We start from the raw sequence: 18,925 nt of genomic DNA on the forward strand, positions 1-18,925 counted from the left end.
AAATATGAGAACCTTTTTCAGCTTTTATTTTTGTGACATAAATCACTGTAAATCATGTTAAAAAAATGTTACCGGCAACGTTATCGGCCTGACATTTGGCGGTGAGTCACGCCGCATGTTGGTGGCTATGGCGCGTTTGGCAGGTGATTACAGCGTACCGCCCAGTGAAAGGCGATAATGCAAATCAACGTATTCAATCGTTGGCAGTTTATTGATTTTTTTAATCAATATTTCTGTTGCCACTTTACCCATCTCAAAACGGGGCGTGACTACGCTGGCAATGGCGGGTGTCGTGGCTTGCACAATATCCAAGCCGTGGAAACCGGAAATCGCGATGTGACCCGGTATGTTAAGCGACAGGCGCAAGCACTCTTGCAATACCCCAACGGCGATATCGTCATTGGTACAGAAGATGGCATCTACCTGTGGATACATCTGGCGTATCAGTGCCAGCATATCAGCACCAATCGACACAGAAGAGATCTTGTTGGGCGAAATTTGCATCGGTTCAAATCCCGCTTCCTGCATGGCGCGGCTATGGCCTTGATAGCGCTTGCGGTCGCGCACGTCGGACATGGAACCAAAGTAGAGCACGTGGCGTTTACCACTGGCCAGAATCGCCACCGTCATATCATAGGCGGCCTGGGTATTGTTGAACCCGACCACAATGCGGCCTGGCAACGGCTCCAGATCCATCACTTGAGCGACGGGAATATTGGCGGAATCGAGGTATTTGTTAGCACGCAGCGTGTGTTCGGAGTCGGTAAGAATCAAGCCAGCAATGTTACAGGACAGCAGGTTAACGATCTGTTCTTCTTCCCGCGTTTTATCGTAGTTGTAATTGACCACCAGTGTTTGGTAGCCGTTCAGCGCGGTAACCGATTCAATCCCGGCCAACAGATCGGAAAAAATCTGGTTATTAAACGAGGGTACCAGAATGCCGATGCGCTGGGCGGGCGCTTGTGTCGCCTCTTTACGTTCATCGGGGGTGTAATTCACTTCCGCCATCACCTGAGCGATGCGCTGCGCGGTTTCAGGCGACACTTTATCCGGCGTGCGCAGATAACGACTGACGGTCATCTTGGTGACGCCTGATAATTGTGTGATGTCCTGTAACGTAACACGCTGGTTCTTCATGCAGGAAAGCCCGAGTGTCGCCTGATTCAAAACGAGGATTATGCACTGCCGCTCTGGGAAAAGGAAAGCGTGTTACTGGAATACCTCTCGTAACATGGCAATGAGCGCAAAAATAATAAGTGTTTTTCGTGTGTTAGCGTGAGTCGGACGAACGGTAGCCGATATTCCAGTAGAAATACGCGCGAAGGATCACGTAAAAAGTAACCTCCTTTTGTAACATGATATTGAGTGATCTTTCTCACAGTTTTGCTGGCAATAAACCAGTTTGATAATAGGGCGTCTGGCATTGGCGATGTTATTTGCGCCGCGGTTATTATCACGACAGCGGCACCCCACACGATCACTTATTGAGCCTTCTTTTCAGCGGGCTTTGAGTTTCTTGTCGCTATCAATAGGACACGCCGTTCTATTATTTATCGAGAAAGCATAATGAAAGATCTTTTTTCGTTAACAAATAAAAAAGTCCTTATTACGGGTTCAGCGCAGGGTATTGGTTTTCTGTTGGCGAAAGGTTTAGCCGAGCAAGGTGCCGATATTATTATCAACGATATTATTGACGATCGTGCCCAACATGCTACCAGCCAATTACGTGATGCTGGGTTTGTGGCTGATGCCTGCGCCTTTGATGTGACCAACGGTCAGGCGGTTAATAACGCCATTGCTGATATTGAAGAAAATATTGGCGCAATTGACGTGCTGATTAATAATGCCGGCATCCAACGCCGTCATCCTTTCACTGAGTTTCCTGAAAATGAATGGGATGCGGTGATCGACGTCAATCAGAAATCTGTGTTTCTGGTTTCTCAGGCGGTATCTCGCTTTATGGTGAAACGGCAACGCGGCAAGATTATTAATATCTGCTCAATGCAGAGTGAGCTTGGGCGGGACACCATTACCCCCTATACCGCCTCTAAAGGGGCGGTGAAAATGCTGACGCTGGTATGTGCGTTGAACTTGCGCGTTATAACATTCAGGTCAATGGCATTGCGCCGGGTTATTTCAAAACTGACATGACCAAAGCGCTGATCGAGGATGAAGCCTTTACCCAATGGCTGTGTAAACGTACGCCCGCGGCGCGCTGGGGTAACTAGGAAGAGCTGATCGGCGCGGCGGTTTATCTCTACTCACGGGCATCTGATTTTGTTAACGGACATTTGTTGTTTGTTGATGGAGGCATGCTGGTCGCCGTTTAAGCACGCGGTGTAACAAGGAGCCGTTATGGCAGGACAATGCGTGGTGATCATGGGCGTATCCAGCACGGGAAAATCGAGCGTGGGTGCGCAGTTGGCGCAGCGGTTAGGGGCCAAGTTCATTGATGGTGACGATCTGCACCCGCGTCACAATATTCTCAAGATGTCACAGGGGCAGGCGCTGAATGATGATGACCGTGAACCTTGGCTTGAGCGGTTGAACGATGTGATCTTCAGTCTGCAACAAAAGAATGAGACAGGCATTCTGGTCTGTTCATCGCTGAAAAAACGCTACCGCGATCGGCTGAGGAAGGAAAATCACGGTATTACCTTTCTCTGGCTGACGGGGGATTACACGCTGGTGTTAGCGCGTATGCAGCAGCGTAAAGGCCATTTCATGCCAGAAAGTTTGCTCAAAATCCAGTTTATGGCGCTCGAAACGCCACAGGCGGACGAACCGGATGTGGTGGCGGTAGATATCGCTGTACCCGTCGACGGTGTGGTACAGCGCTGCATCAATGCGCTGACGCCTGAGCGATTACCCGTTGCCGGTTAATAAAAAAGGGCGCAGCGATAGCTGCGCCCTTGCGGTTTTCCCTACGGGAATTATTCGTGATCTTCCCACGCTTGAGCACGTGCCACGGCTTTCTTCCAGCCGCTATAACGATAGTTACGCTCCACGGTTTCAATGCTGGGGCGGAATTCACGTTCAATCGTTGCCTTGCTCTTCACTTCATCCAAATCATTCCAGAAGCCGGTAGCCAGACCAGCCAGGAACGCAGCACCCAGTGCAGTAGATTCGCGCACTTCAGGGCGTTCTACGCGAGTGCCGAGGATATCTGACTGGAACTGCATCAGGAAGTTGTTGGCAACCGCACCGCCGTCAACGCGCAGTGATTGCGGACGTGTGCCTGAATCTGCCTGCATGGCATCCAGTACATCACGCGTTTGATAAGCAATGGATTCCAGCGTAGCGCGGATGATGTGGTTGGAATTCACACCGCGTGTCAGGCCGAAGATGGCACCACGGGCATACGGGTCCCAATAAGGTGCGCCCAGCCCGGTAAAGGCAGGAACAACGTAGACACCGTTGGAATCTTTCACCTTGGTGGCGAAATATTCGGAGTCCATAGATTCGCCGATCAGTTTCAGTTCATCACGCAGTCATTGAATAGAAGCACCGCCGACGAACATAGAACCTTCCAACGCGTAGTTCACTTCGCCACGCGGGCCGCAGGCGATGGTGGTCAGCAGACCATGCTGGGATTTCACCGGCTCTTTACCTGTGTTCATCAGCAGGAAGCAGCCTGTACCGTAGGTATTTTTCGCCATGCCCGGTTGAACGCAAAGCTGGCCGTACAGGGCCGCTTGTTGGTCACCTGCGATACCGGCGATAGGAATACGTGTGCCGCCTTTACAGCCAATGTTGGTTTGACCATAGACTTCGGAAGAAGGGCGCACTTGTGGCAGCATAATACGCGGGATATCCAGCGCTTCCAGCATGCGATCGTCCCAGTCCAACGTCTTGATGTTGAACAGCATGGTACGTGAGGCGTTAGTGTAATCGGTCACGTGTACGCGACCCTGGGTCATTTTCCAAATCAGCCAGGTATCAATCGTGCCGAACAGCAGTTCGCCACGTTTGGCGCGCTCGCGTGCCCCTTCCACGTTGTCCAGAATCCACTTCACCTTGGTGCCGGAGAAGTAAGGGTCGACCACCAGACCGGTGTTGGTACGGATATAATCTTCCAGGCCTTGTTTTTTCAGGGTTTCACAAATATCAGCGGTACGGCGGCACTGCCATACGATAGCGTTGTAAACCGGTTTGCCTGTCTCTTTTTCCCACACCACCGTGGTTTCACGCTGGTTGGTGATACCTATACTGGCGACTTCATCAGAGCTGATATCGGCTTTGGCCAGCACTTCAACCAGCGTGGCGCTTTGCGTTGCCCAGATTTCCATCGGGTCGTGTTCAACGCAGCCTGCTTTGGGGTAAATCTGGGTGAATTCGCACTGGGAGATGGCGATGATGTTGGCATCATGATAGAGTATGATGGTACGGGAGCTGGTAGTACCCTGATCCAGCGCGACAATGTATTTTTTTTCCGGTGTCATAGGTTCTAATCCTGTTGTGTAGCGGGTAAAAAAGCGTATGCCGTGGGCGTAGCTTAGCGTGCTTCAGTACGCTGCGTTTCTTTGTACATCGCAAGGCAAATTACGGCCAATGAGGGCACGGTAGCCGAAAGCACCCAGGCATGCCCCAACGATTGGTCCGAAAATCGGCAAGAGGAAATACGGAATATCACGCGCGCCGGTGAAGGCCACTTGTCCCCAGTCTGCCAGATAGGCAAACAGCTTCGGACCGAAGTCACGTGCGGGGTTTAACGCAAACCCGTTCAACGGACCCATGGAGGCACCAATTATTGCTATCAGGATACCGATCAGCAGCGGCGCTAACGGACCGCGTGGCACGCCGTTGCCATCGTCGGTGAGCGCCAGAATCAAACACATCAGTACGGCGGTGATGACCATTTCCACCACAAAGGCCTGGAATACAGAAATCTGCGGATGCGGGTATGTCGAGAACGTGCCCGCCAGATTTAAACTTTCCACACTACAGCGCACGATGTTGTGAGTCTGTTCAAAATCTGCGAACAAATTGTGATAAAGACCGTACACCAACGCGGCGGCGCAGAATGCACCTGCTACCTGCGCAATGATGTAAGGAATCACCTTGCGCGCGTCGAAGCAGGCAAACAGCCACAGGGCGATGGTAACTGCCGGGTTAAGGCGGGCACCGGAAATAGCCGCAGTCAGGTAGACTGCCATGGCGACGCCTAAACCCCAGACAGCGCTGATTTCCCATTGACCAAAGCTGGCACCGGCAAGTTTTAATGCTGCCACGCAACCTACTCCAAAGAAGATTAGCAGACCGGTGCCGAGAAACTCGGCGATACATTGGCCTTTTAAGGTTGGCACTCTCGATTGACTCATAATGGTTTCCTGTTTACGGGGCTACAGAGTAATGTTCAGGCCGCTGACATAGAGCGACCCTGTATAAATGTGTGGACGATGTGAATTTATCATTAATGTTCGAAAACGAGAAATATTGAAATCAAAATGTGTGTTGTTCGTCATAAAAATGAGCGTATTCGCCTATCAAAGCGCCGCTGTACGGTTACTTACGCCCGTTTCATGTTAATGACGGCGTTAACGTTGTTAACATGAGCGCGAGTGGGCAAAAGGGTAGCGTGCAAATTATTACGCAAGCAAGCACGTAATTTCAGTTTGTACTGATTGTTGCGTTTAAAAAACGATCAAGACTTCCATCAGAGTGGATGGCTGCTAGACAGCGCCCTGACAGCCCCATACAATTTACCGATACACTGAACGAAAGAGGCGTGCTCGTGGAGTGCCATCCTAAACGCAAGCGTGATAGCGAGCGTATGTGAAGCGGGATTGGCATGGGAAGGGGAGATAGTACGCCTCATTGGTGCCTTGCGATTAAAAGGGGTTGAAGAATGTCATTTGAAGTGTTTGAGAAACTGGAAGCCAAAGTTCAACAAGCAATTGATACTATTACATTATTGCAAATGGAAATCGAAGAGCTGAAGGAAAAGAACGATCAGTTGAGCCAGGAAGTGCAACAGGCCGCTGAATCCCGTGAAACGCTGGTGCGTGAAAACGAACACTTGAAAGAAGAACAGTTTATCTGGCAGGAACGCCTGCGCGCGCTGTTGGGCAAGATGGAAGAAGTCTAAGCGAGAAACGCAAAAGTCAAAAAAGGGCGCACTGCGCCCTTTTTTATCAATATGCTACTGTCGAACTATTCGATATCCAGTGGATCTTCCGACAGGATAATGCCGGTATTGTCGGCATACAGATGATCGCCGGAGAAGAAGGTTACACCGCCGAAATTGACGCGAATATCGCTTTCGCCAACCCCTTCGCTGGCGGCACCCACCGGAATAGCGGCTATGGCCTGAATGCCGATATCCAACTCTTCCAGATCGTCCACCTGGCGCACCTCACCGTAGACCACGATGCCTTCCCAGGCGTTTTGTGTCGCCAGACGGGCCAGTTCAGCATCGATCAAGGCACGACGCACAGAACCGCCGCCATCCACCAGAAGTACACGACCTACGCCGCTCTCTTCCAGCACATCGTAGAGGATGCCGTTATCCTCAAAGCATTTCACCGTGGTGATTTTGCCACCAAAGGAAGTGCGTCCTCCAAAGTTGGAAAACAGAGGTTCAACAACGTTCACCTCTTCGTGATAGATATCGCACAGCTCGGAAGTATCGTATTTCATCGGATTTACGTCAGTTTGCCGCCGGGATCCTGAGTATATCCCTTAAAGGCAAGTGTTGGCAAAATCATCAAATGTTAACTTGATGCGTATCAGTAAATACTCACCGCTTAGCTGAGCATCACACCCACAGCAAACAGCAAATTGGTCAGCAGCGCACCCTTTACGGTTTTTTCCAGCATGGGACGCATGCTGAACGGACTGATTTCACGGCGCACATAGGCTGCCTGCTTGAGCAGTAGCGGCAGGGTCAGGATAAACAGCCAGCCAGCGTGTGCAGATAAAACATGGCAAACAGGGCCAGACACAGCGGCGCGGTCAGCAACAGCAGGGAATGGTAGCACCGGGCACGCTGCGCACCGAGGCGAACGGCCAGCGTGTTTTTACCACTGAGACGATCGTTGTCGATATCGCGCAAACTGTTGATGTTCAGCACCGCAGTAGCGAGCAGGCCACAGGCGGTGGCGGGCAGCATAACGATGCTGTCAAAATGGCCGGTTTGCAGGTAATAGGAGCCTGCGACGCTGAGCCAGCCAAAGAAAATCATGACGGATATGTCCCCCAGTCCCATATAACCGTAGGGTTTGTTGCCCACGGTATAGCTAATGGCGGCGACCATCGCCAGCACCCCGAGGATCAGAAAGCCGATGATATCCGACGGTTTTTCGCACGCCATGATGACCAGCGACAGCCCGGACACGATGGTCAGGACCACGGTGACGATCAGCGCCATGAGCAACTGCGACAGCGAGATAACGCCAGTTTGGATGCCGCGCAAAGGCCCGATACGGGTTTCGGTATCGCTGCCTTTTACCGCATCACCGTAATCGTTCGCCAGATTGGAGAGGATTTGCAGCAGTCCGGCGGTCAGTAGCGCCAGCAGAGCGATACCCGGTTTAAAATTGTTGTGCCAGCTGGCGATGGCGGAGCCCGTCACAATGGGCGCAAACGCTAATGGAAGCGTTTTCGGACGCAAGCTGTCCAGCCAGGCTTTGGTTTTGCTGCTTTGGGTTGATAAGATCATGATATGTTTCTTTTTTTCAATGCAATGTCTGTCGCATGCATGTGTGAATGAGAAGTCCAGTCCATGAGCGCTGGCCAGAAACGCAAATGGGAGGCATCAGCCTCCCATCATTTGCCAAACAGAGCGTTTGCGCAACAGGACAATCCGAATTGTAGGGATTATAAGATAAAACGGCTCAGATCTTCATCTGCTACGAGCTCGTCAAGATGACTACGCACGTATTCTGCGTCCACGGTAACAGTTTGACCGTTCATTTCGCTGGCATCGTAAGAGATCTCTTCGATCAAACGCTCCAAAACAGTGTGCAGACGACGTGCGCCGATGTTCTCGGTGCGCTCGTTGACCTGCCAGGCCGCTTCGGCAATCCGGCGAATGCCGTCCGTCGTGAAGACGATATCCACGCCTTCCGTCGCCAGCAACGCTTTGTACTGTTCGGTCAGTGATGCGCTGGGCTCCGTCAGGATGCGTTCGAAATCTTCCGTGGTCAGCGCTTGCAGCTCAACGCGGATAGGTAAACGCCCTTGCAGCTCGGGGATCAGATCTGACGGGCTGGAGACCTGGAACGCACCGGAGGCGATAAACAGGATATGATCGGTTTTCACCATGCCGTGTTTGGTAGAGATCGTACAGCCTTCCACCTGCGGCAGCAGATCGCGCTGTACCCCTTCACGAGAGACGTCCGGGCCAGAAGTTTCCCCGCGTTTGCAGATTTTGTCGATCTCATCGATAAACACGATACCGTGTTGCTCAACGGACTCGATAGCCTGCTGTTTCAGCTCTTCTGGGTTCACCAGTTTGGCGGCTTCTTCTTCGACCAGCAGCTTGAAGGCATCTTTGATTTTCATCTTGTGCGCTTTCTGCTTTTGACCTGCCAGATTCTGGAACATGGACTGCAACTGATTGGTCATTTCTTCCATGCCGGGAGGGGCCATGATTTCAACGCCCATCGGGGTAGCTGCCAGATTGATTTCAATTTCTTTGTCGTCTAACTGCCCTTCACGCAATTTTTTGCGGAAGGCCTGACGCGCCGCAGAAGGTTCTTGCGGCTCTTCCGGCTGACCCCAGTTATTTTTTGCTGGGGGAATCAGCGCATCCAGAATGCGTTCTTCGGCCATCTCTTCAGCGCGGAAGCGGTTTTTTTCCAGCGATTGTTGGCGCATTATTTTGATGGCCGCATCCGTCAGATCGCGGATGATGGAGTCGACTTCCTTACCAACATAGCCGACTTCAGTGAATTTAGTGGCTTCCACTTTGATAAACGGGGCGTTGGCCAGTTTGGCCAGACGACGGGCAATCTCAGTTTTACCGACACCGGTCGGCCCGATCATCAGGATGTTCTTGGGTGTCACTTCATTGCGTAACGCGTCGGAAAGCTGCATACGGCGCCAGCGGTTACGCAATGCGATTGCCACCGCACGTTTGGCCTTGTGCTGACCGATGATGTAGCTGTCGAGCTCGCTAACGATTTCGCGCGGGGTCATTTCAGACATGATGTCATTCCTTACGCCTTGGAGGCTAATTCTTCAATCGTGTGGAACTGATTGGTGTAGATGCAGATATCGCCTGCGATACCCAGCGACTTTTCAACAATCTCGCGCGCGCTGAGCTCGGTGTTCTCCAGCAGCGCTCTGGCTGCGGCTTGCGCATACGGGCCGCCAGAACCGATAGCAATCAAATCGTTTTCCGGTTGAATTACATCGCCGTTACCGGTGATGATAAGCGACGCGTTTTCGTCTGCGACGGCCAGCAGAGCCTCCAGACGGCGTAGCATACGGTCGGTGCGCCAGTCTTTTGCCAATTCCACGGCAGCCTTGACCAGGTGGCCTTGATGCAGTTCCAGCTTGCGTTCAAACATCTCGAACAGCGTAAAGGCGTCAGCGGTGCCGCCCGCAAAGCCCGAGATCACGTTGTCGTTGTACAGGCGGCGTACTTTGCGCACGTTGCCCTTCATGACCGTGTTTCTCAATGTGGCTTGGCCGTCGCCGCCAATCACCACGTGGCCGTTGCGACGTACACTTACTATAGTTGTCACGCGTCAATCCCCGCTAGATAAGGAAAAAGAACCCCACAATGCTGTGGGGCATATTAATGTTGTAGATGGGGGACCGCTTAGGAGTTTTCAACCCCCGGCAGCGAGAGGAATGCAGTTTGCTGCGCCAGCGTCTTTCAGGCGCGATAACATTTTGTCGGCGGTGGCGCGATCTTTATACGGCCCTAACGTGATGCGATTCCAGCCGCCACTGCTGGCGATGCGGCTTTCGATACCGGCAAAAGCCAACTGTGCGCGTACTGATTCTGCCGGTTCCAGCGTTTTAAACGAACCACACTGTACCATCCAGCGCTGTGCTTTTTCTGGTTTGGGCGTTTCCGGCTGCTTCGTGGTTTCCACCTGTTTTGTCGTTTCCTGCTTAGGTGTAGCGGGCTGTGTCGCGGGGGCAGTAACGGGCGCACGCGTACTCACGGGCGGCTGCGTCACCGTCGGCGTGGTTGCTACCGGCGGTACCACGACGGTTTTGGGCGCGGTGATGGTGACCTGGGAGCGAGGCACCGGCGTTTGATCGTTATAAGGCACTTCTGACAGCTGCGTCGGTGCACGGCGCATATCCTCCTGCATCTGCTCTAGCAGTTGGCGTTGTTCTTGCGTGAGTTGGACCGGTGATTTGATTTCTCCACCGGAATTGGGTGCCGTTGGCTCAGGAACGCCCAACTGACGATTCTCCAGTTCTTTAATATAACGCCAGCGCTCTTCCGGCTTCGGTGGCAGACCATTGCCGTTGTTGGTGGCGCTGCGCGGTAGCACTGGCGACTCAGCAGGCTTGTTGTTGGCGATAAAATAGAGCCCGCCCGCGAAGGTCACCAGAACGGCAACAGCCAGCATTATCATGAGCTTAGAGACGCTAGACGAAGAGCTACCTCTTCGACTGGTTGTCTTTTTTCGTCGCGCGCCTGAGCGCCCACGGCTGACGTAATCTCGTTGTGCCACTGTCGTTTCGCTACAAATGAAATGAAAGATTTAGGGAGCATGTTACTGAACCCTAAAAACTTTGACCAGCACCGGAATTCTTAAACCCGATAACGAGCGTAATTTGGTGTGGCCGTGCTGTCACGAATAACTAGTTTGCTGTTGAGTAACCGTGAACCGCTGGGCACCGCATGGCCCTGCAATTCTTCCAATAGCAGATGCATGGATTCACACCCCAGTTCATAGCGGGGCTGGGCGACGGTAGTGAGCGCTGGAAAACAGTATTGTGCCTGCTCGATATCATCAAAACCCACCAGCGACAGATCTTTGGGAACATCCAGCTTCATTTTTTTCGCTTGAGAGAGCACTCCCATCGCCATCATGTCGCTGTGGCAAAATATGGCGCTGGGCGGTGCCGGGTGCTTCATCAGCATCATCAGCCCGTTCACGCCGGTTTCATAACTGAAGCTGCCGCGATAGATATACTGATTATCCACTTGAATGCCGCTGCGGCGCAGCGCCTGAATATACCCTTGCAAGCGGTATTCGCTCAGATGCATGTTTTCGGGACCCGCGATACAGGCAATACGGCGATGTCCGAGCCGGTGCAGATAATAAACGGCATCAAAGGCGGCGGTGAGATTATCGATGTGCACCGTCGGCAATTTCAGATCGGGTGAGAACTCGTTGACCATCACCATCGGCGGCAGGTTGGCCCCGAGCAGCAACATGCCATCAATCTGCTTGGTGATAATCAAATCCACGAAGGACTTTTCTTTTTGATGCTGGTGAGCGCAATCGCCAATCAGTACCAGATAACCTTGTTTTGCGGCGGTTTCTTCGATACCACGCAGGACATCGGTAAAAAAGGGATCGCAAATATCTGGCACAATCTTGAGCAGCGTGCGTGACTCGCTGCGTTTTACGTGACGGGCAAGCGCATGCGGCGCGTAACCCACGGTGAGCACGGCTTGTTCAACCCGCTTACGCGTTTGGCTCGAGACCTTCTCCGGGTTCATTAACGTTCGGGAGACCGTGGCCGTCAATACACCCGCGACCTCTGCCACGTCTTTCATCGTCGCCGGCGTGGTGTCATTTTTATAGTCCAACGCGGTTCTCCTTACATCGTATGCGATTGGCGAACAGGACGGCGGCACGCACGCCGCCCGATTTTTTTGCCCTACAGGCTTATACCACCCATTTTGCTAAGGATACTGTTTCTCTGCATACGCTTAACAGATGGCGCGCAAGTTTTGCTGCTCAGATTGCATAAAAGATGTGACGGATGTCATTTTTTCGGCACCGTTAGCATTTTTTCGTGGTGCGTTAACGACGGCGATCAGTTATCGCTGGGGTCGACATCCAACACCCATTTCACTTTTCGCGCTTCGGGCAGTAGCGGGATAAGCGGCAGTGAGGCTTTAACGACACGCTGAAGCGTGGCGCGGGAAGGGTGCTGCAACAGCAATTGCCAGCGAAAGCGCCCGGCGCGTTTGGGTTGCAATGCGGGAACCGGACCGAGCAGCCAGAGCGCGTCATCCTTGAGCGGGCTGCTTTCCAGCAGGTTGCGCAGTTGCTGGAGGAAAAGCGGCGGATGCTGATTATCGTGATCGTCGGCGCGGAACAGAATGTGGCTGGTGTAGGGGGGCAGAAACACGCTTTGGCGCTCTTTCAGCGTCTGACTGGCGAAGGCGTCATAGCCCTTTTGTAGCAGCAATTGCAGTAACGGATGGTCAGGGTGATGGGTTTGCAGCACCACTTCGCCGCTCTTCCCGGCGCGTCCGGCGCGTCCGGAAACCTGCATATAGAGCTGGGCAAAACGTTCTGTTGCACGAAAATCGGCGGAAAACAGCGAGCTATCGACATCCAGCAGCGCCACCAGAGTGACATCCGGGAAATGGTGTCCTTTTGCCAGCATCTGCGTTCCTATAAGAATGCGCGCATCTCCTTGACGCACCTGCGCCAGTTGCTGTTCCAGCATGCCTTTGCGGCTGGTGGTGTCGCGATCGATACGGGTAATGGGCACATCGGTGAACAGGGAGGTCAGCGATTCCTCCAACTGCTCGGTGCCCAAACCAACTGGCACCAGATGCGTTGAACCGCAGTGCGGACACTGCTGCGGCACCGGACACTGGCTGTCACAATGGTGACAACGGAGCTGACGCTGCTGCTGGTGATAGGTGTAATAGTGCTCGCAGCGCTGGCATTCGGCGATCCAACCGCATTCGTGACACATCACTACCGGCGAAAAACCCCGGCGATTAAGAAACAGGATGACCTGATTGTTGTGTTCCAAATGGTGGCGAATGCGGGTAATCAGCGGCTGTGACAGGCCGCTGGTGAGCGGTAATCCTTTGACATCGAGGATATGCTGGCGCGCAGGTTGTGCATTGCCCGCACGCTTGCGAAGCGTGAGCTGACGGTATTTGCCGTTCTGCACATTGTAGAGCGTTTCCAGCGCAGGCGTGGCGGAGCCGAGCACGATGGGAATATTTTCCTCTCTGGCGCGGAACACCGCCAAATCACGCGCATGATAGCGCCATCCTTCATGCTGTTTATATGAGCCGTCGTGCTCTTCATCGATGATGATCATTCCCAGGCGGGCAAACGGAGTAAACAGCGCAGACCGGGTGCCAATGACAATCGTGGATTCTCCGCTGCGTGCGCGTAGCCAAACCGCCAGACGCTCGCTGTCGTTCAGTCCCGAGTGCAGCACATCCACTGGCGCGATGAAGCGTGCGCGGAAACGGGCAATGGTCTGCGGCGTCAGGCCGATCTCGGGCACCAGCACCAGTGCCTGCTTGCCTTGTGATAACACGTTTTCCAGCGCGCTCAGGTACACTTCGGTTTTGCCGGAGCCGGTGATCCCGGCCAGTAGCCAGGCGGTAAAATGGCTGTCTTCGCTGCGAATAGCACCCACTGCGGTCGCCTGCTCGGTATTGAGGCGCAGCCGTTCATCATGGGTGATGGGCTGGCGACGCCAGTCCTGCACCTCCGCGTCGATGGCCTTGAGATCGCACAACCCTTTGGTGCGCAGTGCCTGCAATGCTGTCTCCGTCAGACCGGATTCATTTACTTGATGGCGGTACAGCGCACCTTGCATCAGGGCTGCCAGCGCCTGCTGCTGTTTGCGGGCGCGCACCAGCGTGGCGAGCGGTGTGGCTTTACCTTGTTCGGTGGCGAACCACTGCCAGAGTGGAGCGCGATGGGCCGGTTTGCCCTGTCGCAGCAAAATCGGCAAGGCGTGGAACAGCACCTCACCTATAGGATAGTGATAGTAGCCCACGGCCCAGAGAAGAATGCGCCACAGGCTGTCAGGGAAAAGCGGCTGCGCATCGAGCACGTCGTGAATGGATTTGAGCTGTTCTACCGGAAGTTCGCTGCGATCGCTGCACGCCACGACAATACCAATCGCCTTGCGGTTGCCAAAAGGCACACTGACGCGCACGCCCGGCGATGGCGTCATGCCTGCGGGCAGCAGGTAATCGAATGTGCGTGCCAGCGGCACGGGCAATGCGACCTGAACGATGGACATGCTTTCTCCGGCTGATAACTCTGGCGCTCTGCTGTTTTCCCTGCACAGCGCAGCCCGACGGTACGATGTGTTACCGCTCCGCGGACGTCATGGGGGCTTGCTCCGCCAGTGTACAGGTTGCAGACTAAAATGTGTTACCTGATTGCATCGGCTGGCTAATTTCTGTATGATTCTCCGCCTTTATACGACTTTGCTATGCGCGGTGTAATGACCGGCGCGATGGCGAAGCGTATACTGATCGTAGAGCGTCAATGTGCTGTGCTTACAGTGCTTAACTTCGTGTGGTGTCTGGCGAAACAGGGCTGGATAGCGACACGGCCTTAACAGAGGTTTGCCATGAAAAAAGGTATTCACCCGAATTATGTAGCGATTACTGCAACGTGTTCTTGCGGTAACATTATCAAAACCCATTCTACCGTGGGTCACGATCTGAACCTGGACGTTTGTGGCGAATGCCACCCGTTCTATACCGGTAAACAACGTGTTGTTGACACCGGTGGTCGTGTTGAACGCTTCAACAAGCGTTTCAGCGTGCCGGGCAGCAAAAAATAAGCGTCCCCGCATAAACAATAAAGGCACCCTTGGGTGCCTTTATTGTTTCTATGGCCAGAGCAGTATACCGCCCGATCAACAGATCAATATTCCCACGTATCCGGGTCAATCCCCATCTCGCGCATGATCGCCTTGGCCACCTCAGGGATTTCATCGCTGCGCTCTTTACGCAAATCGTGATCATCCGGTAGTGGCTGGCCGGTAAATGCGTGCAGAAACGCTTCGCACAATAATTCACTGTTGGTTGCATGGCGCAGGTTATTGACCTGACGTCGGGTGCGCTCATCAGTCAGGATTTTCAGCACTTTAAGCGGAATCGAGACCGTGATCTTTTTAACTTGCTCGCTCTTTTTACCGTGTTCAGCGTAAGGGCTGACATACTCGCCGTTCCACTCAGCCATGGGATACCTTAAAAATATAGTCGTCAGGAAGATAAAACCGTCATGAGATGAGGGTAATTCTAACGGGATTTCCGTCAATGCTCAATCTATACGCAAAGAAGTTTAGAAGTCTAGATGTATTAACGTCCGTTGAGCTTGGGATTACTCTTGACAGCCTATACTCTGCCGCCAGTTAGGAAAATGACCATGACGCGTAAACAAGCAACGATTGCCGTTCGTAGCGGACTTAATGATGATGAACAATACGGCTGTGTGGTTTCGCCGATTCATCTCTCCAGCACCTACAACTTCACTGGTTTCAACCAGCCCAGAGCCCATGACTACTCGCGTCGCGGTAACCCGACGCGTGATGTGGTGCAGCGTGCGCTGGCGGAGTTGGAAGGCGGTGCTGGGTCGGTGATGACCAGCAGTGGCATGTCAGCCATTTTGTTGGTGTGCACCGTTTTTCTTCGTACGGATGATTTGCTTGTTGCGCCTCATGATTGCTATTGCGGCAGTTACCGTTTGTTTGACAGCTTGAACAAGCGCGGCGCATTTCGCGTAAAATTTGCCGATCAGGGCGACGCGGCTGCGTTGGCGTTGGCGTTGGCGGTGGCGGTGGCACTGGAAGAGAAACCCAAACTGGTGCTGGTGGAAAGCCCCAGCAATCCGCTGCTGCGCGTGGTGGATATCGCCGCCATTTGTCAGGCAGCGCGTGACGCCGGTGCGGTCAACGTGGTGGATAACACCTTCCTGAGCCCGGCGTTGCAGCGCCCGCTGGCATTGGGGGCCGATTTGGTGGTGCACTCCTGCACCAAGTATCTCAATGGGCACTCTGATGTGGTGGCTGGCACGGTGATTGCCAAAGACCCGGCGCTGGTGACAGAGCTGGCCTGGTGGGCGAACAATATCGGTGTGACGGGGGCGGCGTTTGACAGCTATCTGCTGCTGCGTGGGTTACGCACCCTTGGCCCGCGTATGGCCGCTGCGCAAAAAAATGCGCTGCAACTGATTGATTACCTGCAAACACAACCGCTGGTGAAAAAGCTTTATCACCCTTCGCTGCCGAACAACCCCGGCCATGAGATTGTGCGTCGTCAGCAGTCCGGTTTCGGTGCCATGTTGAGCTTCGAACTGGACGGCGATGAAGACACCCTGCGCCGTTTCCTGGGTGAGTTGGAAGTGTTTACGCTGGCAGAATCGCTGGGCGGCGTAGAAAGCCTGATTTCTCATGCGGCCACCATGACCCATGTGGGCATGGCACCGGAAGCGCGTGCGGCGGCAGGTATATCCGAAACCCTGCTGCGTATCTCGGTCGGCATTGAAGACGGTGACGATCTGGTGGTCGATCTGGTGACCGATCTAGATCGGGCATTCCGGGTGGCAACTGAGGGAGCAGCATGAGTGCGTTAGGCGTATCAGCGGCGGTTTCTGGCCGCCAACTGCATAAATTTGGCGGCAGCAGTCTGGCAGATGTGAAGTGTTATCAACGCGTCGCGGGGATTATGGCCGAGTACAGCCGCCCCGGCGATTTGATGGTGGTGTCAGCCGCGGGCGGTACCACCAATCAACTGATTAGCTGGCTGAAACTGAGCCAGAGCGATCGCCTTTCTGCCCATCAGGTGCAGCAGGCGCTGCGTCGTTACCAAAGTGATTTGATTGCAGGTTTGCTGCCTGCGGATGCCGCAGAGCGGCTGACCACTCTTTTTATCCGCGATCTGAAGCGTCTGTCGGCGCTGCTGGATGGCGGCGTGACCGATGCAGTTTATGCCGAAGTGGTGGGGCACGGCGAAATTTGGTCCGCACGTCTGATGGCAGCGGTGTTGAACTTGAGCAACATCGACGCCAACTGGCTGGACGCCCGCGACTTTTTACGTGCTGAACGGGCAGCACAGCCGCAGGTGGATGAAGGGCGCTCCTGGCCGCTGCTGCAACAGTTGTTGACGCAGCATGCGGGGCAAAGGCTGGTGGTGACCGGTTTTATCAGCCGCAACGAGGCCGGTGAAACAGTCTTGCTGGGGCGCAACGGCAGTGACTATTCGGCGACGCAAATCGGTGCGCTGGCGGGCGTGGAGCGTGTGACCATTTGGAGCGATGTGGCCGGTGTTTACAGCGCCGATCCCCGTAAGGTGAAAGATGCCTGTCTGCTGCCGCTGCTGCGCCTTGATGAGGCCAGCGAGCTGGCGCGTCTGGCGGCACCGGTGCTGCATGCACGCACCTTGCAGCCAGTGTCTGCGAGCGATATCGATCTGCAACTGCGTTGCAGTTACAACCCGGAGCAAGGCTCTACGCGCATTGAACGCGTGTTAGCGTCGGGCACGGGGGCGAAGATTGTCACCAGCCACGATGACGTTTGCCTGATCGACGTACAGATTCCTACACAGCATGATTTTGCGGGCGTGCACAAAGAGATCGAACAATACGTTAGCCGTGCGCAAGTGCGTCCGCTGGCGATTGGCGTGCATGCCGATCGCAATCTGGTGCAGTTGTGTTACACCTCGGAAGTGGTGGACAGCGCCTGGCATGCATTGGAACAGGCCGAATTGCCCGTGACGTTCACGTTGCGTGAAAGGTTGGCGCTGGTGGCCATGGTCGGGGCCGGCGTGTGCCGTAACCCGCTGCACAGCCACCGTTTTTATCAGCAGTTAAAAGATCAGTCCATCGAGTTTGTCTGGCAGTCCGACGATGGCATCAGCCTGGTGGCGGTGCTGCGTGTGGGACCGACGGAGCATTTGATCCGTGGTTTGCATCAGTCGTTATTCCGTGCAGAAAAACGGATCGGGTTGGTACTGTTCGGCAAGGGCAATATTGGTTCCCGCTGGCTGGAGCTGTTTGCGCGTGAGCAGGCGCTGATTTCGGCACGTACCGGTTTTGAGTTTGTGCTGGCGGGCGTGGTAGACAGCACGCGTAGCCTGCTGAACTACGACGGTCTGGAAGCCAGTCGCGTGCTGGCCTTCTTTGATGATGAAGCGCAGGAGCGTGATGGCGAAGACCTGTTCCTGTGGATGCGTGCTCACCCCTATGATGACCTGGTGGTGTTGGATGTGACCGCCAGTGAAGCCGTGTCAGATCTCTATCTTGATTTCGCCAGCTACGGTTTTCACGTGATAAGCGCCAACAAGATTGAGGGCGCATCCAGCGGCGATCGTTATCGCCAGATCCGCGACGCCTTTGCCAAAACCGGCCGTCACTGGTTGTATAACGCCACGGTGGGCGCAGGGCTGCCGGTGAACTATGCGGTGCACGATCTGCGTGACAGCGGTGACAGTATTCTGGCCATCAGCGGCATCTTCTCCGGCACCTTGTCGTGGCTGTTCCTGCAATTTGATGGCAGCGTACCGTTCACCGAACTGGTGGATCAGGCCTGGCAACAGGGGCTGACGGAGCCGGACCCACGCGTCGATCTTTCCGGGCAGGATGTGATGCGCAAATTGGTGATTTTGGCGCGCGAAGCGGGTTATGACATCGAACCCAATCAGGTGCGGGTGGAATCACTGGTGCCTGCGGGCTGTGAAGCGGGGTCGATCGATCAGTTTTTCGAAAATGGTGATTCGCTCAACGAGCAGATGGTACAGCGTCTGGAAGCGGCACAAGAGATGGGATTGGTGCTGCGTCACGTAGCGCGTTTTGATGTCAGCGGCAAAGCGCGCGTGGGCGTGGAAGCGGTGCGACCGGATCATCCGTTGGCTTCTCTGCTGCCGTGTGACAACGTGTTCGCGATCGAAAGCCGTTGGTATCGCGACAATCCGTTGGTGATTCGTGGGCCGGGTGCCGGACGCGATGTAACGGTCGGGGCGATTCAGTCGGATCTCAACCGATTGGCGCAATTGCTGTAA

At 54.2% G+C, this 18,925-nt stretch carries 14 protein-coding genes and 3 pseudogenes; 6 read left to right on the forward strand and 11 right to left on the reverse strand.

All coding sequences use genetic code 11. The features are described 5' to 3' along the window. Nucleotides 1–147: 147 nt before the first annotated feature. Nucleotides 148–1,137 (reverse strand): substrate-binding domain-containing protein, encoded by a 990-nt coding sequence (locus tag CS369_RS13010; protein WP_196907424.1) that lies wholly within the window; start codon nucleotides 1,135–1,137, stop codon nucleotides 148–150. Between the two features lie 429 nt (nucleotides 1,138–1,566). On the opposite strand from CS369_RS13010, the pseudogene idnO reads away from it, so the two are divergent. Together idnO and CS369_RS13020 are read left to right on the forward strand one after the other, a co-directional pair. Then, nucleotides 1,567–2,330 (forward strand): annotated as a pseudogene (gene idnO / locus CS369_RS13015) (gluconate 5-dehydrogenase). 25 nt (nucleotides 2,331–2,355) lie between these two features. Continuing rightward, nucleotides 2,356–2,883 carry a gluconokinase gene (locus CS369_RS13020; RefSeq protein WP_196907425.1) on the forward strand — a complete coding sequence of 176 codons (528 nt, stop codon included), beginning with the start codon at nucleotides 2,356–2,358 and terminating at the stop codon, nucleotides 2,881–2,883. Nucleotides 2,884–2,933: 50 nt separating this feature from the next. Here the strand turns inward: CS369_RS13020 and glpK are convergent. Next, nucleotides 2,934–4,442, reverse strand: a pseudogene (gene glpK / locus CS369_RS13025) (glycerol kinase GlpK). Nucleotides 4,443–4,505: 63 nt separating this feature from the next. Continuing rightward, the gene (locus CS369_RS13030) at nucleotides 4,506–5,321 is read right to left on the reverse strand and encodes an MIP/aquaporin family protein (protein WP_196907426.1); all 816 of its coding nucleotides are present in this window, start codon (nucleotides 5,319–5,321) and stop codon (nucleotides 4,506–4,508) included. A 527-nt stretch (nucleotides 5,322–5,848) separates the two neighbouring features. Here CS369_RS13030 and zapB point away from each other — a divergent pair. Further along, the gene (gene zapB, locus CS369_RS13035) at nucleotides 5,849–6,088 is read left to right on the forward strand and encodes a septal ring assembly protein ZapB (RefSeq protein WP_196907427.1); all 240 of its coding nucleotides are present in this window, start codon (nucleotides 5,849–5,851) and stop codon (nucleotides 6,086–6,088) included. Between the two features lie 65 nt (nucleotides 6,089–6,153). Here the strand turns inward: zapB and rraA are convergent, their stop codons facing one another. The 7 genes and pseudogenes from rraA to priA form a co-directional block, all read right to left on the reverse strand. Next, complete coding sequence (rraA, locus tag CS369_RS13040) at nucleotides 6,154–6,639, reverse strand: ribonuclease E activity regulator RraA (protein ID WP_196907428.1); 486 nt, start codon at nucleotides 6,637–6,639, stop codon at nucleotides 6,154–6,156. Between the two features lie 107 nt (nucleotides 6,640–6,746). Next, a pseudogene (locus CS369_RS13045) lies at nucleotides 6,747–7,660 on the reverse strand (1,4-dihydroxy-2-naphthoate polyprenyltransferase). 158 nt (nucleotides 7,661–7,818) lie between these two features. Then, nucleotides 7,819–9,150 (reverse strand): HslU--HslV peptidase ATPase subunit, encoded by a 1,332-nt coding sequence (gene hslU / locus CS369_RS13050; protein ID WP_196907429.1) that lies wholly within the window; start codon nucleotides 9,148–9,150, stop codon nucleotides 7,819–7,821. Nucleotides 9,151–9,161: 11 nt separating this feature from the next. Beyond that, complete coding sequence (hslV, locus tag CS369_RS13055; protein WP_196907430.1) at nucleotides 9,162–9,692, reverse strand: ATP-dependent protease subunit HslV; 531 nt, start codon at nucleotides 9,690–9,692, stop codon at nucleotides 9,162–9,164. Between the two features lie 87 nt (nucleotides 9,693–9,779). Further along, on the reverse strand, nucleotides 9,780–10,643 hold the full coding sequence (ftsN, locus tag CS369_RS13060) for a cell division protein FtsN (protein WP_196907431.1): 864 nt from the start codon (nucleotides 10,641–10,643) through the stop codon (nucleotides 9,780–9,782). Between the two features lie 80 nt (nucleotides 10,644–10,723). After that, entirely contained in the window at nucleotides 10,724–11,698 is a 975-nt protein-coding gene (gene cytR / locus CS369_RS13065) for a DNA-binding transcriptional regulator CytR (protein WP_374191065.1), read from the reverse strand. 263 nt (nucleotides 11,699–11,961) lie between these two features. Next, complete coding sequence (gene priA, locus CS369_RS13070) at nucleotides 11,962–14,157, reverse strand: primosomal protein N' (protein ID WP_196907433.1); 2,196 nt, start codon at nucleotides 14,155–14,157, stop codon at nucleotides 11,962–11,964. A gap of 336 nt (nucleotides 14,158–14,493) precedes the next feature. Between priA and rpmE the strand changes: the two genes are divergently transcribed. Next, complete coding sequence (gene rpmE / locus CS369_RS13075) at nucleotides 14,494–14,709, forward strand: 50S ribosomal protein L31 (protein WP_196907434.1); 216 nt, start codon at nucleotides 14,494–14,496, stop codon at nucleotides 14,707–14,709. A gap of 83 nt (nucleotides 14,710–14,792) precedes the next feature. On the opposite strand, the gene metJ is transcribed toward rpmE, so the two are convergent. Continuing rightward, entirely contained in the window at nucleotides 14,793–15,110 is a 318-nt protein-coding gene (gene metJ / locus CS369_RS13080; RefSeq protein WP_196907435.1) for a met regulon transcriptional regulator MetJ, read from the reverse strand. Nucleotides 15,111–15,296: 186 nt separating this feature from the next. Between metJ and metB the strand changes: the two genes are divergently transcribed. Beyond that, nucleotides 15,297–16,493, forward strand: a complete 1,197-nt coding sequence (gene metB, locus CS369_RS13085) for a cystathionine gamma-synthase (protein ID WP_196907436.1) — start codon at nucleotides 15,297–15,299, stop codon at nucleotides 16,491–16,493. Then, nucleotides 16,490–18,925: a bifunctional aspartate kinase/homoserine dehydrogenase II gene (locus tag CS369_RS13090; protein ID WP_196907437.1), complete on the forward strand. Its 2,436-nt coding sequence runs from the start codon at nucleotides 16,490–16,492 to the stop codon at nucleotides 18,923–18,925. Before metB ends, CS369_RS13090 begins: the two co-directional genes overlap by 4 nt.

Origin of the sequence: Candidatus Symbiopectobacterium sp. 'North America' (genome assembly GCF_015762685.1) — a bacterium.
GTDB lineage: Bacteria > Pseudomonadota > Gammaproteobacteria > Enterobacterales > Enterobacteriaceae > Symbiopectobacterium.

Excerpts from the sequence above, each read along its gene's own strand:
- rpmE (WP_196907434.1), top strand. The coding sequence starts at position 14,494 with ATGAAAAAAGGTATTCACCCGAATTATGTAGCGATTACTGCAACGTGT.
- cytR (WP_374191065.1), bottom strand. The coding sequence starts at position 11,698 with ATGAAAGACGTGGCAGAGGTCGCGGGTGTATTGACGGCCACGGTCTCC.
- priA (WP_196907433.1), bottom strand. The coding sequence starts at position 14,157 with ATGTCCATCGTTCAGGTCGCATTGCCCGTGCCGCTGGCACGCACATTC.
- rraA (WP_196907428.1), bottom strand. The coding sequence starts at position 6,639 with ATGAAATACGATACTTCCGAGCTGTGCGATATCTATCACGAAGAGGTG.
- CS369_RS13010 (WP_196907424.1), bottom strand. The coding sequence starts at position 1,137 with ATGAAGAACCAGCGTGTTACGTTACAGGACATCACACAATTATCAGGC.
- metJ (WP_196907435.1), bottom strand. The coding sequence starts at position 15,110 with ATGGCTGAGTGGAACGGCGAGTATGTCAGCCCTTACGCTGAACACGGT.
- hslU (WP_196907429.1), bottom strand. The coding sequence starts at position 9,150 with ATGTCTGAAATGACCCCGCGCGAAATCGTTAGCGAGCTCGACAGCTAC.
- zapB (WP_196907427.1), top strand. The coding sequence starts at position 5,849 with ATGTCATTTGAAGTGTTTGAGAAACTGGAAGCCAAAGTTCAACAAGCA.
- metB (WP_196907436.1), top strand. The coding sequence starts at position 15,297 with ATGACGCGTAAACAAGCAACGATTGCCGTTCGTAGCGGACTTAATGAT.
- CS369_RS13020 (WP_196907425.1), top strand. The coding sequence starts at position 2,356 with ATGGCAGGACAATGCGTGGTGATCATGGGCGTATCCAGCACGGGAAAA.
- CS369_RS13030 (WP_196907426.1), bottom strand. The coding sequence starts at position 5,321 with ATGAGTCAATCGAGAGTGCCAACCTTAAAAGGCCAATGTATCGCCGAG.
- CS369_RS13090 (WP_196907437.1), top strand. The coding sequence starts at position 16,490 with ATGAGTGCGTTAGGCGTATCAGCGGCGGTTTCTGGCCGCCAACTGCAT.